The 14,698-nt window shown below is 45.1% G+C and carries 10 protein-coding genes; 9 read left to right on the top strand and 1 reads right to left on the bottom strand.

Annotation, left to right across the window (positions count from 1 at the left end; translation table 11 throughout):
* From AC1DP6_RS31925 to AC1DP6_RS31905, 5 genes are all read left to right on the top strand, one after another.
* Positions 1–564, top strand: a 564-nt coding sequence (locus AC1DP6_RS31925; RefSeq protein ID WP_477058490.1) for a TetR/AcrR family transcriptional regulator, incomplete at its 5' end; no start/stop codon positions are given.
* A complete protein-coding gene (locus tag AC1DP6_RS31920; protein ID WP_477024179.1) occupies positions 554–1,912 on the top strand; it encodes a TolC family protein in 1,359 nt (452 codons plus the stop codon). The genes AC1DP6_RS31925 and AC1DP6_RS31920, both read left to right, overlap by 11 nt.
* A 28-nt stretch (positions 1,913–1,940) precedes the next feature.
* Positions 1,941–3,071, top strand: a complete 1,131-nt coding sequence (locus AC1DP6_RS31915) for an HlyD family secretion protein (RefSeq protein WP_477024178.1) — start codon at positions 1,941–1,943, stop codon at positions 3,069–3,071.
* Positions 3,072–3,248: 177 nt separating this feature from the next.
* A complete protein-coding gene (locus AC1DP6_RS31910; RefSeq protein ID WP_477058489.1) occupies positions 3,249–4,826 on the top strand; it encodes a DHA2 family efflux MFS transporter permease subunit in 1,578 nt (525 codons plus the stop codon).
* Positions 4,827–4,963: 137 nt separating this feature from the next.
* Entirely contained in the window at positions 4,964–5,530 is a 567-nt protein-coding gene (locus AC1DP6_RS31905; protein ID WP_477058488.1) for a hypothetical protein, read from the top strand.
* Between the two features lie 355 nt (positions 5,531–5,885).
* Here AC1DP6_RS31905 and AC1DP6_RS31900 read toward each other — a convergent pair whose 3' ends face one another.
* Entirely contained in the window at positions 5,886–6,899 is a 1,014-nt protein-coding gene (locus AC1DP6_RS31900) for a LacI family DNA-binding transcriptional regulator (protein WP_477058487.1), read from the bottom strand.
* A 339-nt stretch (positions 6,900–7,238) separates the two neighbouring features.
* Here AC1DP6_RS31900 and AC1DP6_RS31895 point away from each other — a divergent pair, with 339 nt between their 5' ends.
* From AC1DP6_RS31895 to AC1DP6_RS31880, 4 genes are read left to right on the top strand one after another with little or no spacing between them, the layout of a single operon-like run.
* On the top strand, positions 7,239–10,406 hold the full coding sequence (locus AC1DP6_RS31895) for a SusC/RagA family TonB-linked outer membrane protein (RefSeq protein ID WP_477058486.1): 3,168 nt from the start codon (positions 7,239–7,241) through the stop codon (positions 10,404–10,406).
* Positions 10,407–10,427: 21 nt separating this feature from the next.
* On the top strand, positions 10,428–12,020 hold the full coding sequence (locus tag AC1DP6_RS31890) for a RagB/SusD family nutrient uptake outer membrane protein (protein ID WP_477058485.1): 1,593 nt from the start codon (positions 10,428–10,430) through the stop codon (positions 12,018–12,020).
* 35 nt (positions 12,021–12,055) lie between these two features.
* A complete protein-coding gene (locus AC1DP6_RS31885) occupies positions 12,056–12,946 on the top strand; it encodes a DUF5017 domain-containing protein (RefSeq protein ID WP_477058484.1) in 891 nt (296 codons plus the stop codon).
* 24 nt (positions 12,947–12,970) lie between these two features.
* Positions 12,971–14,689, top strand: coding sequence for a sodium:solute symporter family protein (locus AC1DP6_RS31880; RefSeq protein ID WP_477058483.1), 1,719 nt, complete (start codon positions 12,971–12,973; stop codon positions 14,687–14,689).
* The last annotated feature ends 9 nt before the right edge of the window (positions 14,690–14,698 follow it).

The following is a 14,698-nucleotide window of genomic DNA, read 5'->3' as shown; positions in this document are numbered from 1 at the left end:
TTTCATGGCACATCGGTAAGGGACATAGCACAGGAGGYGGATGTAAATATTGCCATGATCTCCTATTATTTCGGATCGAAGGACAAATTACTGGAGACTATTTTCAGATATAGAATGGAAGCATCCCGTAAGTTCATCAATGAATTATTGGAGAACGATACGATGGAACCGCTTGAAAAAATAAACAGTCTCATTGACCGGTTTATTAATAAGATGCTGGGAGAACAATATTTCCAGTGCATTATGAGCCGGGAACAATTAAACAGCCAGCAAAGCCCCGTAAGGGATTTGATATGGCAACTGAAAGGGGAAATGCTCGGGTTAATGCAGCCCATTGTTACCCATGCGCAGGAAGCGGGCATTTTTCATAAAGATGTAGATGTTGAAATGTTGATGACGACTTTATTCGGGACTATTCATCAGGTAATACCTGCTCAGCATATACTAAAGAAAAGCGCTCCATCCGACGCCATCAGTGACGAAGATTACAGCGTGTATATTAAAAAAAGAGTAAGTATACATTTAAAAAAATTGTTCAAAGCAATCCTAACACATGAATTCTAAAAGCATATACGCACGATTATATGCGCTTGCATCGGGAATCCTGCTGACTTTTTTCTTTCAGACAGCATCCGCACAACAGAGCGTAAAACCGCTTTCGTTAAATGAAGCCATATCGCTGAGTATACAAAACAGCAAACAATTAAGAGTGAGCCACGCTAAAGTAGAACAAGCCACTGCCTCACTCAAAGAAGCAAATGAACGTCAGTTACCCGATGTAAGTGTTTCCGGTTCTTATCTTCGCCTCACTCAGCCGAACATAGACCTGAAACTGAAGCTGGGAGACAATAGTGGTGGTACCCCTGCAGAAAGCCCCAAAGTAAATCAGGCGGCTTACGGATCAGCCAATGTGTCTATTCCGATTTTTGCAGGTGGAAAATTACAGAGTGGTAAAGAATCTGCCCGTTACCTCGCAGAAGCAGCCAGGCTGGATGTTGATAAAGACCGTGAAGATGTTATCCAGAACACGATTGCTGCCTACAGCAATCTGTATAAATCAAAAGCTGCCGTAGCATTGGTACAGGAAAACATCCGTCAGTCGGATGAAAGAGTAAAGGAATTTTCCAACAAAGAAAAGAATGGCCTGCTTGCCCGTAATGACCTCTTAAAGGCAGAACTGCAACAGTCGAATTACCAACTGGCATTAATGGACGCTGAAAACAACCTGAAAATCGCTAACCTGAACATGGATATCATGCTGGGTTTACCGGATAACACCGTGATTCAGGTAGATAGCACCATCTTTAAAGTAGATAACAATATAGATGGTCGTGGTGTGGCGGAATTTGAGCAACTGGCTTATCAGAACCGTAAGGATGCGGCATCACTCAGCGCCCGCGAAAAAGCCGCATTTGCCGGCGTAAAAGGTGCAAAAGCAGATTATTATCCTTCACTGGCAGTGACCGGCGGATACATCGCAGCTTATGTACCGAACCTCATCACCATTACCAATGCAGTGACTGCAGGGGTAGGTGTTAAGTATAATTTATCTTCTCTCTGGAAAACAGGATCAAAAGTAGCAGGTGCTAAAGCTCAAATGGCAGAAGTACAGGCCAACGAAGCGAAGATCGCAGACAATATACACCTGGACGTGTATCAATCTTACGAAAACTACCTCCTGAGCCACAAGAAGATGGACACTTATATTAAGGCGATAGAACAATCAGAAGAAAACTACCGGATTACGAAGAATAAGCATGATAATAACCTGGCTACTACCACAGATCTGCTGGATGCAGATGTGGCTAACCTGCAGTCGCACCTGAACTACGCTTATGCTAAAGCAGATGCACTCGTAGCTTATAACAAACTGTTACAGGCAGCCGGTATACTGGAACCCAACAACAAATAATACGATCAAACTAATAAATATCAAAGCTGTGGAAACGCAAACTCAAACAAAACCTACTAACAATATAAACATGCAGGAAACAACCGCGCCTAAAAAGAAAAGCAAAGGGTTCGTCATAGTGCTGGCAGTGCTGGTGCTGGGTGGCGGCGCATTTGGTATCACTAAATATATTCATGGTCAGCACCATGAAGAAACAGATAATGCGCAGATCGATGCTAATGTAAGCCCGGTTATACCCCGCGTATCCGGTTATGTGAAAGAAGTGAGAGTAAAAGATAACCAGTTCGTAAAGAAAGGCGATACCCTGGTGATCCTGGATGACCGCGATCTGGCTATTGCAGTACAACAGGCAGAAAACGGTTTGTTTGCAGCACAGGCTAACCTGGGTGCTGCAGAAGCTTCTACCGCTGCTGCACAGGCAGGTATCAGCACTGCTCAGGCGCAGGTAGGTACCATCGATGCACAAATCGAAGCGGCGAAAGTAAACCTCTGGAGAGCCAGTCAGGATTTCGATCGTTACGCTAACCTGATCAAAGATCACTCTATCACACAGCAGGAATTTGAACAGGCTTCCGCTGCTAAACAAACGGCTGAACGTCAGCTGGATGTATTAGCTAAACAGAAAGCTGCTGCCGGTCGCCAGACCAGCGTGGTAACTTCCCAGAGCGGTGCTACTTCCAAACAAATCAATGTGGCAAATGCCGGTATCAAACAACGCCAAACCGATGTGGAAAACGCGAAGCTGAACCAGTCTTATGCTATCATCACAGCTCCTGAAGATGGTGTACTGTCAAAAATCTTCGTACAGCCAGGGCAGTTTGTTGCAGCCGGTCAGTCTTTATTCAGCGTGGTACTGAACACCACACCATGGGTAGTGGCTAACTTCAAGGAAACACAGCTGGACAAAATGAAACTGGGCCAGAAAGTAACCGTTCATATAGATGCTTACCCTGGTAAGGGTCTGGAAGGAAAAGTAACTTCTTTCGCACCAGCTACCGGTTCTAAATTCGCCCTGCTGCCAGCAGATAATGCTTCTGGTAACTTCGTGAAGGTGGTACAACGTTTACCGGTGAAAATAGAGTTCGATAATCCGAATGATGAACTGGTAAAACAGTTACGCCCGGGTATGAACGTACTGGTAGATGTGCATCTCAACTAATCATACAAATGAATAACAACTTACCCGGAGTTAATAATTAATGGAACGGAACCATGCAATAATTAACAGACAGGCGTAATCGATTCGACACAAAATATCATCAACAGAAAGGATCATGTTCGTCATTAATTATTAACTCCGGGTGAAATTGTTCTCATTCAAAATACAAAGTGCTGCATGCAACAAGAATCATTGATAGAATACGGCTCGCGCAGGGTGATCATTACGATCACCGCTATATTCTGCGCCTTGCTGGAGATAGTGGATACTACTATCGTAAATGTGGCGTTGAATGACATGCGTGGTAACATGGGCGCTACGCTCAGTGAAATAGGATGGGTGATTACGGCATATGCCATTGGTAACGTAATCATTGTACCGATGACCAGTTGGTTATCACAACAGTTCGGCCGTCGTAACTACTTTGCGGCGTCGATTATTATCTTCACCGTTTCCTCCTTCCTTTGCGGTAACGCAACGACCATGTTTGAGCTGATCATATTCCGCTTCATACAGGGTTTAGGTGGAGGTGCATTGTTGGTAACTTCACAAACTATTATCACAGAAAGTTATCCGCCTGAAAAACGCGGGATTGCCCAGGCCATCTATGGTTTAGGGGTAATCATTGGTCCAACTTTAGGACCTCCGTTAGGTGGTTTCATTACAGATAACTACTCCTGGCCTTATATCTTTTACATCAACATTCCCATCGGTGTGATCGCTACGCTGCTTACCCTGCAGTTTGTACGCAGCCCGAAATATGGAGAAAAACGTTCGATCAGCGAAATCGACTTCCTCGGTATCGGACTCCTGGCGCTGATGGTAGGCTCCTTACAATTTGTACTGGAACGCGGACAGGAAGATGACTGGTTTAATGACTCTACCATTACGGCCTTAACGGTAACAAGTGTATTGGCCCTGTTCTTTTTTGTATGGCGCGAGCTTACTTATAAGAACCCAATTGTGGAGCTGAGGGTGCTCAAAAATGGGAACCTCCGGGTAGGTACTATCCTGTCGTTTATTATGGGCTTTGGGTTATACGGATCTACGTTTATTATACCCTTATATACGCAAGGCTCACTGGGATGGACCGCTACACAATCAGGTATGCTGATGATTCCAGCTGCATTGACTACGGCAGTTATGATGCCGTTGATCGGTAAAATGCTGGAGAAAGGGGTACCACAACAATACATGGTAGCCAGCGGTATGTTCCTGTTCTTTGTCTTCTGTTTCTGGGGATATAAGATCATTACACCGGCTGATACCGGTTCTGAATCTTTCTTCTGGATGCTGATTGTACGTGGTATTGGTATGGGTTTACTCTTTATTCCTATCACCACTTTATCATTGTCTGGATTGAAAGGACAGCAGATTGGTCAGGGTGCCGCCTTTACGGGTATGATGCGTCAGTTGGGAGGTTCATTCGGAGTAGCATTGATTACTACGTTTATGGCCCGCCGGAATATGATGCACCGTAGCGACCTGGTAGCTAAACTGGATACCAATAACCCAGATGTTATTAGCCGGGTAAATGGTTTACAGCATAGTTTCACCGCCAAAGGCATGGATCCTCATCAGGCACTGAATACGGGCTATAAGTTACTGGATTTCACAGTCACCAAACAGGCAGCCACCTTATCTTATATGGATGTGTTTCTGTACCTGGGAATTCTATTCCTGATTTGTGTGCCATTTGTACTGATGGTAAAAGCTAAGAAAGCACCGAAACTGGATCCGTCTGCTATGCACTAATGGAACAGTTTTCAACATAAAAATATTGTTGCAATAACAGTGTAACAGTTGTAGGTTTAGGTAAATAAGCCCCGATTTTAATCGGGGCTTTTGTTTTGTCGGGCCAATGAATTAAATTCATATAAAGCCCCCACACTATGGAAACATTTGGTCACGTAAGAATGGTGATAGGATTTATCCTTAGTCTTAGTATTGCACACCTCCTGAAAGGCACTGCCAAATTCATACAACATCCAAACCGGGAAAAGCCTTACTGGATACACCTTTCCTGGGTATTCTATATCTTCATTCTGCTGATACACTTCTGGTGGTGGGAAATGCCGCTGTATTCCATCAAAAAATGGACCTTCCCGGAATATATCTTCGTGATATCCTTTATCACTACTTTCTTCCTGCTTTGTGCATTACTGTATCCGGATGACCTGAAAGATTATACCGGTTACCCCGACTACTTTTATTCGCGGCGAAAGTGGTTCTTTGGTGTGCTGGCCTTTTCCTTTATCGCAGATGTGGTGGATACCTTATTAAAGGGAGAGATATACTATCATCATTTTGGCATCGAATATCCGATACGCAATGTTGTTCATATTGTGTTGTGCCTGTTGGCCATAAAAATCAGTAACCGGACCTTTCACGGGGCCCTGGTACTTGCTTTTATCTTGTATGAGATGTCTTATATACTCCGGTTGTATTTATCTGCTTAATATTAAAAAGGAGTTACAATTAGTCAGTGGGAACTGCCTTTTTAAAACATACACTTTCTTCTACGCCAGCGTATTGGCCATAATTTGGAATGAGAGTGTAACCATTTTTATGATAGAGTGCAATTGCCTCCGGCAGTATTTTTCCTGTTTCCAGGATGCAATAGGAAGCGTGTAACCCGAGGAAATATCCTATTTCCAGTGTAAAGCTAATAAAGTAATTAAAAATTCAACGCACTTTTATAAACAGCTGGATGCCGTTAAAGCCCATCTGTACTACATTCCATGGATCACCGGTTTCATCGTCATATCATCTTACATGAGAGGAGAAACGGAAACTTGCCTGGTATTTATCTGCCTAGCTGGAATTCCGTACAATCAGCTCCGTCTTTAATACACGGATAATACTTTTCCATTCACTTACGTCGCGGTTGATCTGATCGATCAGCAATTGTGCGGCGGTTCCCCCGATTTCTTTTACCGGTTGTGATACTGTGGTTAATGAAGGGTGAATAAGACCTGAGGCGAAATCATTGCTGAAGCCCACCACTGCAATATCTTCTGGCACATGTAACCCTCTTTTTTTAACCACTTGTATAATCTCTATCGCAGTAGGGTCACTGATCGCGAAGATGGCGTCCGGAGGATGGGGAAGGTTTAAAAGGTGATTGACATAAATATGCACCTTATCGAGATTCAGATCATACGGAATCACCAGGTCTTCATCCAGTTCAATATTGTTTTTTCTTAACGCTGCTTTATAACCATTCAGTCTTTTCTCGCTTATCTTCAGCGATGGTGGCCCCGACAGGTGTGCAATCCTTTTCCTGCCTCTTTCGATGAGGTGATTTACGGCACGGAAGGCGCCATCATAGTCGTCCACAATTACTTTGGGCACATCCATTTCATCACATACGCGGTTAAAAAATACGATGGGAATGCCTTTGCGCTGGAATATTTTTAAATGGTCGAAGTTCTTTGTTTCCTTTGTAATGGATACCAATACACCGTCTACCTGGTTCGCCAGCATCACTTTTGTGTTGGCCACTTCTGTTTCGTAGGTTTCATTGGATTGACAAATCACCGTGTTGTAGCCGGCTTTGCTGGCCACTTCCTGTGCGGCGATGGTAATATTGGGAAAATAAGAACTGGTAAATTCTGGTACGATGATGCCAATCGTATTCGTTTTTCGCGTCACTAGACTGATCGCCAGCATATTGCGCTGGTAATCCATTTTTTCAGCCAGGTCCAGCACTGCTTGCCTGGTCAAGGTATTTACGCTGGGATGCCCGGTCAGGGCTCGTGATACGGTTGATTTAGAGAGCTGGAGCGCTTTAGCAATATCGATAATTGTTACCTGGTGTCGCTTCATGGCCGTTCGTTTTTGTAAAGAAACACAATAATATCAGAATTGGGAACATTCCCAATTTATGGGAATGTTCCCAATCGTAAAATCATCATTTTTTTATTCATCGGGTAGCAGTTAGTTATAATCTTTGGATAGAATAAATTCTCACGATATGAAAGAACTGTTGCTCACAACCTCTTTTGTGCCAGCTATGCCTATACCTGTCACTTTATGCCAACCAACTACTGCTCACCGCGTACGCGAACACATGGAGTAGCCATCTGTAGCCTGTTAGGGCCTGGATCAATTTTAAATGATGTGAATGAATCAATCTGACTAAAACACTAAAACACGTTTGGGGGTATGCATAAAAATGTTCGCTTATCAGCAGGGTATCTGCTTATCCTGTTCTTTATCATCTTCCCGGCTACCGTAATAGTAGCACAGCAGCCCGCCACGGCGCCGGCGGAAAAGAAAGTCATTACAGGCAAAATAACAGAAGCCGCAGGAACACCCTTAATAGGGGTGACTGTCCGGGTAAAAAATAATCAAATATCCGCCATTACCAATGAAAACGGACTATACAACATCAGCGTAAGCAGTGCCCCTGGCACCATACTCGTTTTTACCTATGTGGGATTTCTCCCCAAAGAAATAAAACTCACGGTCGGCAGGAGTGTATATAACACCGTACTGGAACCGGCTATAAAAGGGCTGAATGACGTGGTGGTGATCGGCTACGGCACCGTAAAAAGAAAGGATCTCACGGGGTCGGTAAGTGCCGTTAAAATGGCCGATCTGGCCAAGGCACCGGTGCCTTCCTTTGAAGAAGCACTCGGAGGCCGCGTTGCCGGTGTACAGGTTTCGGCCAGCGACGGACAGCCAGGATCCTCTCTGAATATCGTTATCCGAGGTAATAACTCGGTTACACAAGACAACTCTCCCTTGTATGTAGTGGATGGATTCCCCATGGAAAATCCTTCCAACAACATTTTCAACCCGGAGGAAATTGCTTCCATCGAAGTGCTGAAAGACGCTTCCGCTACGGCTATTTATGGCGCAAGAGGCGCCAATGGCGTGATCATCATCACCACCAAAAAAGGTAAAACAGGGGTACCTTCCGTTTCCTATCAAACCTGGATGGGATTCCAGGAAAATATCAAAAAGCAGGAGATGATGAGTCCCTACGAGTTTGTGAAATACCAGCTGGAGCAAAACACCGCCGTTTATACACCCATCTACCTGAAAGAAGGCAAAACACTGGAAGACTATAAAAATGTAAAGGGAGTAGACTGGCAGGACCAGGTTTTCAGAAAAGCATTTATGCAGAACCACAGTCTCTCTTTAAGAGGAGGCAACGATAAAACCACTTATTCGCTTTCCGGCTCCCTGCTGGATCAGAACGGGATTATCATCAACAGCGGTTTTAAACGATACCAGGGAAGGGCCATCCTGGACCAGCAGGTCAATGAAAAAATAAAAGCAGGCATTAATCTCAACTATACAGCTACCAAAACTTATGGTGCCGTGGCTGCGCCAACACCATCTGGCCCTACCTCCAGCCTGATGTACAGCGTTTGGGGATACCGGCCGGTAACAGGTGATTCGGCCAGCGATGGGTCACTGATAGACGAGCCATTTGATCCCGATGTGGATCCGTTGAGTGAGTATCGCATGAATCCCATCATTTCTACCAAAAATGAATACAACCCGCTATTCAATAATACACTGATCACTAATGCCTATATCGAATACAAGCCGGCAAAATATTTTACGTTAAGAATAGCAGGAGGATTGACGAAAGAAACTCAACGCAAAGAGATCTTCAATAGTTCCAATACCCGCCTGGGAAATCCGAAAAGCAGCCAGCTAGGTGTGAACGGATCCATTAGTAACACAGAAAAAACCAACTGGCTGAATGAAAATACCCTCACCTATGCCCGGGTGATCAACAAGGATCATAGCCTGAATGTATTGGGTGGTTTCACGATGCAAAAGGCCACCTATTATAATTACGGGTTCTCCGCCAGCCAGCTGCCGAATGAGTCGCTCGGCATGAGCGGCCTGGATGAAGGCATCATCAATACTGCGCCGACTGCAAAATCATCCAACGCGCTGATGTCTTTCCTTGGCAGGGTTAACTATGGTTATAAATCACGTTACCTGCTCACGCTTTCCTTCCGGGCGGATGGTTCTTCCAAATTCCCTGTCAACAACCGCTGGGCCTATTTTCCATCGGGCGCAGTGGCATGGCGGATCATCGAAGAATCTTTCATGAAAGATCTTTCGTTCCTCTCGGATGCCAAGATCCGCGCGGGCTACGGTACCACCGGGAATAACCGGGTAGGTGATTTTGCCTACCTTACTTCGCTGCAGCTTTTCCCGTATTCCGGCTACAGCTTTGGCAATTCTCCCGTGCAGGGCATTATACCGAGCAACCTCGGATATCCAAAACTTAAATGGGAAACCACCAGGCAAACGGACATCGGCATAGACCTCGGGTTTTTAAAAAACCGGATCATGCTCGCCGTGGATTATTATAAGAAGAATACAAAAGACCTTCTGTTAAACGCCACACTGGCGCCATCTTCAGGTTACCTGAGTGGTATCAGGAACATTGGAAAGGTATCTAACGAAGGATTGGAGTTTACGGTGAACACGACAAATATCCAGCGGAAAAAGTTTACCTGGTCTACCAACTTCAACATATCCTTTAACCGCAACAAAGTATTGCAGTTGAATGAAGGGGAGCCCAGTTATGCTTCCAGGATCACCTGGGGTAACTTTAATAATGCTTATCCCTATATCGCTATTCCAGGCCACCCGATCGCATCATTTTATGGGTTTATGTTTGATGGCATCTACCAATACAGTGATTTTGATCAATCCAATGGCACCTATGTGCTGAAAGACAAAGTACCTAACAATGGCAATCCCAGGAGCAGCATACAACCGGGGTATATTAAGTTTAAAGATATCAATGGAGATGGACAGGTGGATAATAATGACCTGACCATCATCGGGAATCCTAATCCGATACATACCGGTGGTATCTCCAATAATTTTACTTATAAGAATTTTGACCTGAACGTGTTCTTGCAGTGGAGTTATGGCAATGACATTTTGAATGCCAATCGCATAGAGTTTGAAAATGGTGATGTAACAAGAGCATTCCTGAATATGTTTGCTTCTTATGCCGACCGCTGGACGCCGGACAATCAAAGTAACAAGCTATACAAAGTAGGAGGGCAGGGGCCATTGGTATATTCTTCCAGAACTATTGAAGATGGCTCTTACCTGCGGTTGAAAACGGTGGCACTCGGATATAATCTACCCGCACCACTGTTGAAGCAGGCTAAAATAAAAGCATTGCGTGTATATGCTTCTGCACAAAATCTCATTACCTGGACAAACTACTCAGGACTGGACCCGGAAGTATCTGTAAGACAATCGGCTTTAACACCGGGCTTCGACTGGTCCGCGTATCCTAAAGCAAGAACGATCACTTTCGGTCTTGATGTGACCTTTTAATGAACTAAAAAAGCTGCCATTATGAAATCAGGGACAATAAATATCAAAAAATATATCCTGCTGCTTTGTCTTTTTAGCCTTAGCACATTCAGCGCCTGTAACAAATTCCTGGATACCCAGCCGGAAGATTTTGTAACGCCGGAAAATTATTATAATACAGAAGCAGACCTGGACAGGGCGTTGAATGGGGTGTATAACCGGCTGATAGATAATTTCGGGAGAATGTATTCAAGAGGATTGTTCAGCTTCCTCGCCATCAGCGACGAGTTTTTCTACAAGAATGTGTCGGTAAATAATTTAAAAGTAATGGACTTTGATGCCGGTCAGCTGGATGTAGGTAAATTATGGGAAGTGGCCTACCAGGGCATAGACCGGGCTAACCTGCTGCTGGAGAATGTAGACAAGCCAAAGATGGATGAAAAAAAGAGAGCCGCTATCAAAGGACAGGCATTGTTTTTAAGAGCGTATTTTTATTTTATCCTGGTAGATAATTTCGGAGGTGTGYCGTTGAAACTTTCTTCGACCCAATCTCCAACAGATCCTTCCGTATCCCGCGCTACCGTGGCAACCGTATATGACCGGATCGTGAGCGATATGAAAACTGCTGAGCCATTGGTGAATGACATCAGTACATACACCAATAACGAAAGGGTGACCACCACCACGGTACAGGCAATACTGGCCAGGGTTTACCTGACTATGGCAGGAGAGCCGCTGAAAGATGTGTCAAAGTATGCAGATGCACTCACCTACGCGGATAAAGTGATCACTTCGGCTAAGCATTCTCTGAATACAGACTACAGTGCCATATTTATCAATCATTCCAAAGATATTAACGAACCCCAGGAATGCCTGTGGGAAATAGGTATGTATGGCAATCAGCAGGGATCACAACAACTCGCAGGCGGGGTAGGCATTGAGAATGGCCTGGAGTCCGCCTATGATAATATTGGATTCTCAGGTGGAGCCGTACATCCCACTGCCAGGTTATTCAGTTTGTTTGGTGCAGACGATAGGCGGAGGGATTGGGCCATTGCTCCCTACAAATATGGTACTATCAATGGTGTGGTTGGTAAAGTGCCTTATACGGATGTACAGATCTACGATCGTACCGCCGGTAAATGGCGTCGCGAATATGAAACATCACTTCCTAAAACCAGGCTCTATAACTCCACCAACTTCCCGGTGATCCGTTATGCTGATGTATTGCTGATGAAGGCCGAGTCGGAGAATGCCATCAATGGCCCGGTACCAGCCGCTTATAACGCCGTTAATATGGTGAGAAGAAGAGGGTATGGCAAACCACCCGCCACTCCTGATCCGGCGGTTGATCTGCCCGCAGGGTTAGGTAAAGATGAGTTTCTTGCCGCATTACAGGACGAACGCGCCCGGGAACTTTGTTTCGAAGGCATGCGTAAGCATGACCTGATCCGATGGGGATTATACCTGTCTAAAATGCAATCGCTGGCTGCGGAAATTGCGGCTACCGCACCGAGTGCGTGGAAATATGCCGGCAATGCCGCCAAAAATACAACGGCAAGAAATGTAGTGTTTCCTATTCCAACCACCGAGCTGACCATTAACCACCTGGCAGAACAAAATAAAGGCTGGTAAAAGGAGATTGAAAAAAGCATTAAATGTATCTTACTATGCGAAATTTAATATACCTGCTGATGGTTGTTTTTATACTGATATCCTGTGCAAAGGAGAAAGTGGAAACGCCCTCACTGGAAGTAGCCACCGCTTCATTGACTTATAAAGCCGGGGATACGGTGATCTTTAACTTTACAGGCAACCCGGATAATATCATCTTCTATTCCGGAGAGCCCGGACACAGCTACGCGTTCCGAGAGCGTACCAGCGCGGAAAATGATCTGCAGATTAATTTTAAGACGTTTGTACAGTTTGGGTTAATTTATAAAAATCTGCAGTTACTGGTATCAAATGATTTTAACGGCATAACAGATACCACCAACGTGAGAGCAGCCACCTGGAAGGACATTTCTGACCGGGCAGTTTTTTCCACCGGACAGGATAACACACCATCGGGTACCATCAGTTTAAAAGAATTTGCAGACCCGAAAAATACAGCAGCACGTATTTATGTAGCGTTTAAATATGCTGATTATAAAAAGCCGCAGGGACAAAACAGGTGGGTGATCCGGACCTTTGAAGCCAATAATATTTCTCCGGATAGTGTGGTATCTCCGCTGGCGGCATTATCTACTGCGGGATGGAAAGCGTACGACTTTAAGAACACCGCCTTTGTGTGGGCCGTTACTACTACGCAGTTATTGATGCCCAATAGTAATAAAGATGCGGCTGATAACGAGGATTGGGTGATCAGCAAAGGCTTTGATCCTTTCTCTATTAAGCCGGATGCGGGTATTGCGCTGAAAAATATCAGTACTACCTTATCATCCTATAAATACCGCTACACGAAACCCGGTACTTATAAAGTGGTATTTGATGTATCTGCCGTACGGTATAATGGTGAAAAGAGAGCAACGAAAGAACTTACATTAACTATCACTCCATAGACAGGAGTTAAACAGAAGAAGCTGATGAACACTGTAATTGATACGTCTGTCATTATTGTATTTTCCTTATTTATTATGCTGGTGGGTTTTTCCTTTTCCAGGACGGGGAGAAATCTGAAATCCTTTTTTGCTGCCGGTGAATCAGTACCCTGGTTCATTGGCGGTTTATCGCTTTTTATGAGCTTCTTTTCGGCGGGCACTTTTGTTGCCTGGGGGTCCATTGCCTATAAATATGGATGGGTGGCTATTACCATACAATGGACGATGTGTATCGGGGGATTGGTAACGGGGCTGTACCTGGCGCCCCGGTGGAAAGCTACCGGCAATCTCACGGCGGCGGAATTTATCAGGGAGCGCCTGGGGGTAAATGTGCAGAAGATCTATATCTATATTTTTATGGTGGTATCGTTGCTGATCAAAGGTTCGGTGCTTTACTCCGTGGCGCGGCTGGTCAGTGCATCACTCGGACTTCCTTTGATGCCGTCTACGGTGGTACTCGGACTGTTTATGATTGCCTATACCGCCGTGGGCGGGTTATGGGCGGTAATGGTAACCGATATACTGCAGTTTGTGATCCTCACCGCCGCCATCCTGATTATTATACCATTGGCTTTTGATGCTGCCGGCGGCGTGCAGCATTTTTTACATTTCTCACCGGAAGGTTTTTTCAGTGTAGTAAATGGAGAATATACCTGGGGTTTTATCCTGGCTTTTGCATTGTACCATGTTTTTTATATTGGTGGCAACTGGACTTTTGTGCAACGGTATACCAGCGTAGATGTGCCCCGTTCCGCCTCGAAGGTGGCTTATCTTTTTGCAGGACTATATATCATCAGCCCTGTATTGTGGATGCTGCCGCCGATGTTATACAAAAGTATTAACCCCGGATTGCAGGGACTTGAAACAGAAAATGCGTACCTGATGATGTGTCAGCATGTATTGCCGGCCGGCCTGATGGGCCTCATTCTTACCGGTATGTATTTTTCTACTTCTGCATCAGCTAATACCGCGTTGAATGTAGTATCTGCTGTTTTTACCAACGATATCTACAAAGGATCCATCAACCCGCAGGCAACAGATAAAAAACTCATGCGTGTGGCGAGGATATCTTCCTGGTTCTTTGGACTAGGTATGATATGCATTGCGCTGATTGTTCCGTATATCGGTGGCATCGTAGAATTTACGTTGAGTATCGGCGCCGTTACCGGTGGTCCGTTGCTGGCGCCTCCTATATGGGCACTGTTTTCAAAACGACTAACGGGCAAGGCTACCCTGTATATTACGGGGATCAGCCTGGCCACCAACCTGGTATTTAAAATCATTCTTCCGCTCGCTACGGGTCATGGCTTGAGCCGTGCTAATGAAATGTTGCTGGGTGTAGGACTGCCATTCGTGATGCTGGCCTTATATGAAGCGTATGCTTATTACCAAGGGCGCACAAGTGAAGAATACCGTCTGCTCACACTATTAAGAGCCCAACGCAGGGAAACCGTGCGGGAAGTAGATGAACTGGAAGAACTGGAAATAAAAAAGCAGAACAAGTTTGGTTTGAAGGTGATTGCTTTTTCTCTCGCCTTTATTGCCTTGCTGCTATTTGGCTTGTGTTTCTTTTCCGGCAAGAGCGCCGGACTGGTGGCAGGCATCGCCACCGTTATCCTGTTAGCGGCGGCCATTCCTTTCCGGGCATCGCGGCAGGTGAAAATTAACCCGGTGTCGTCACCATCTGCACATTTCGTGAATTAAAACAGCTCC

The organism is Chitinophaga sp. 01L420 (genome assembly GCF_056399985.1).
Note: the sequence above shows the minus strand (reverse complement) of the source record. Positions and strands in the feature narration are given on the sequence as shown.

What these genes read in the sequence shown, in the direction of transcription:
- AC1DP6_RS31920 (WP_477024179.1), top strand. Translation starts at nt 554, where the DNA reads ATGAATTCTAAAAGCATATACGCACGATTATATGCGCTTGCATCGGGA.
- AC1DP6_RS31910 (WP_477058489.1), top strand. Translation starts at nt 3,249, where the DNA reads ATGCAACAAGAATCATTGATAGAATACGGCTCGCGCAGGGTGATCATT.
- AC1DP6_RS31905 (WP_477058488.1), top strand. Translation starts at nt 4,964, where the DNA reads ATGGAAACATTTGGTCACGTAAGAATGGTGATAGGATTTATCCTTAGT.
- AC1DP6_RS31900 (WP_477058487.1), bottom strand. Translation starts at nt 6,899, where the DNA reads ATGAAGCGACACCAGGTAACAATTATCGATATTGCTAAAGCGCTCCAG.
- AC1DP6_RS31895 (WP_477058486.1), top strand. Translation starts at nt 7,239, where the DNA reads ATGCATAAAAATGTTCGCTTATCAGCAGGGTATCTGCTTATCCTGTTC.
- AC1DP6_RS31885 (WP_477058484.1), top strand. Translation starts at nt 12,056, where the DNA reads ATGCGAAATTTAATATACCTGCTGATGGTTGTTTTTATACTGATATCC.
- AC1DP6_RS31880 (WP_477058483.1), top strand. Translation starts at nt 12,971, where the DNA reads ATGAACACTGTAATTGATACGTCTGTCATTATTGTATTTTCCTTATTT.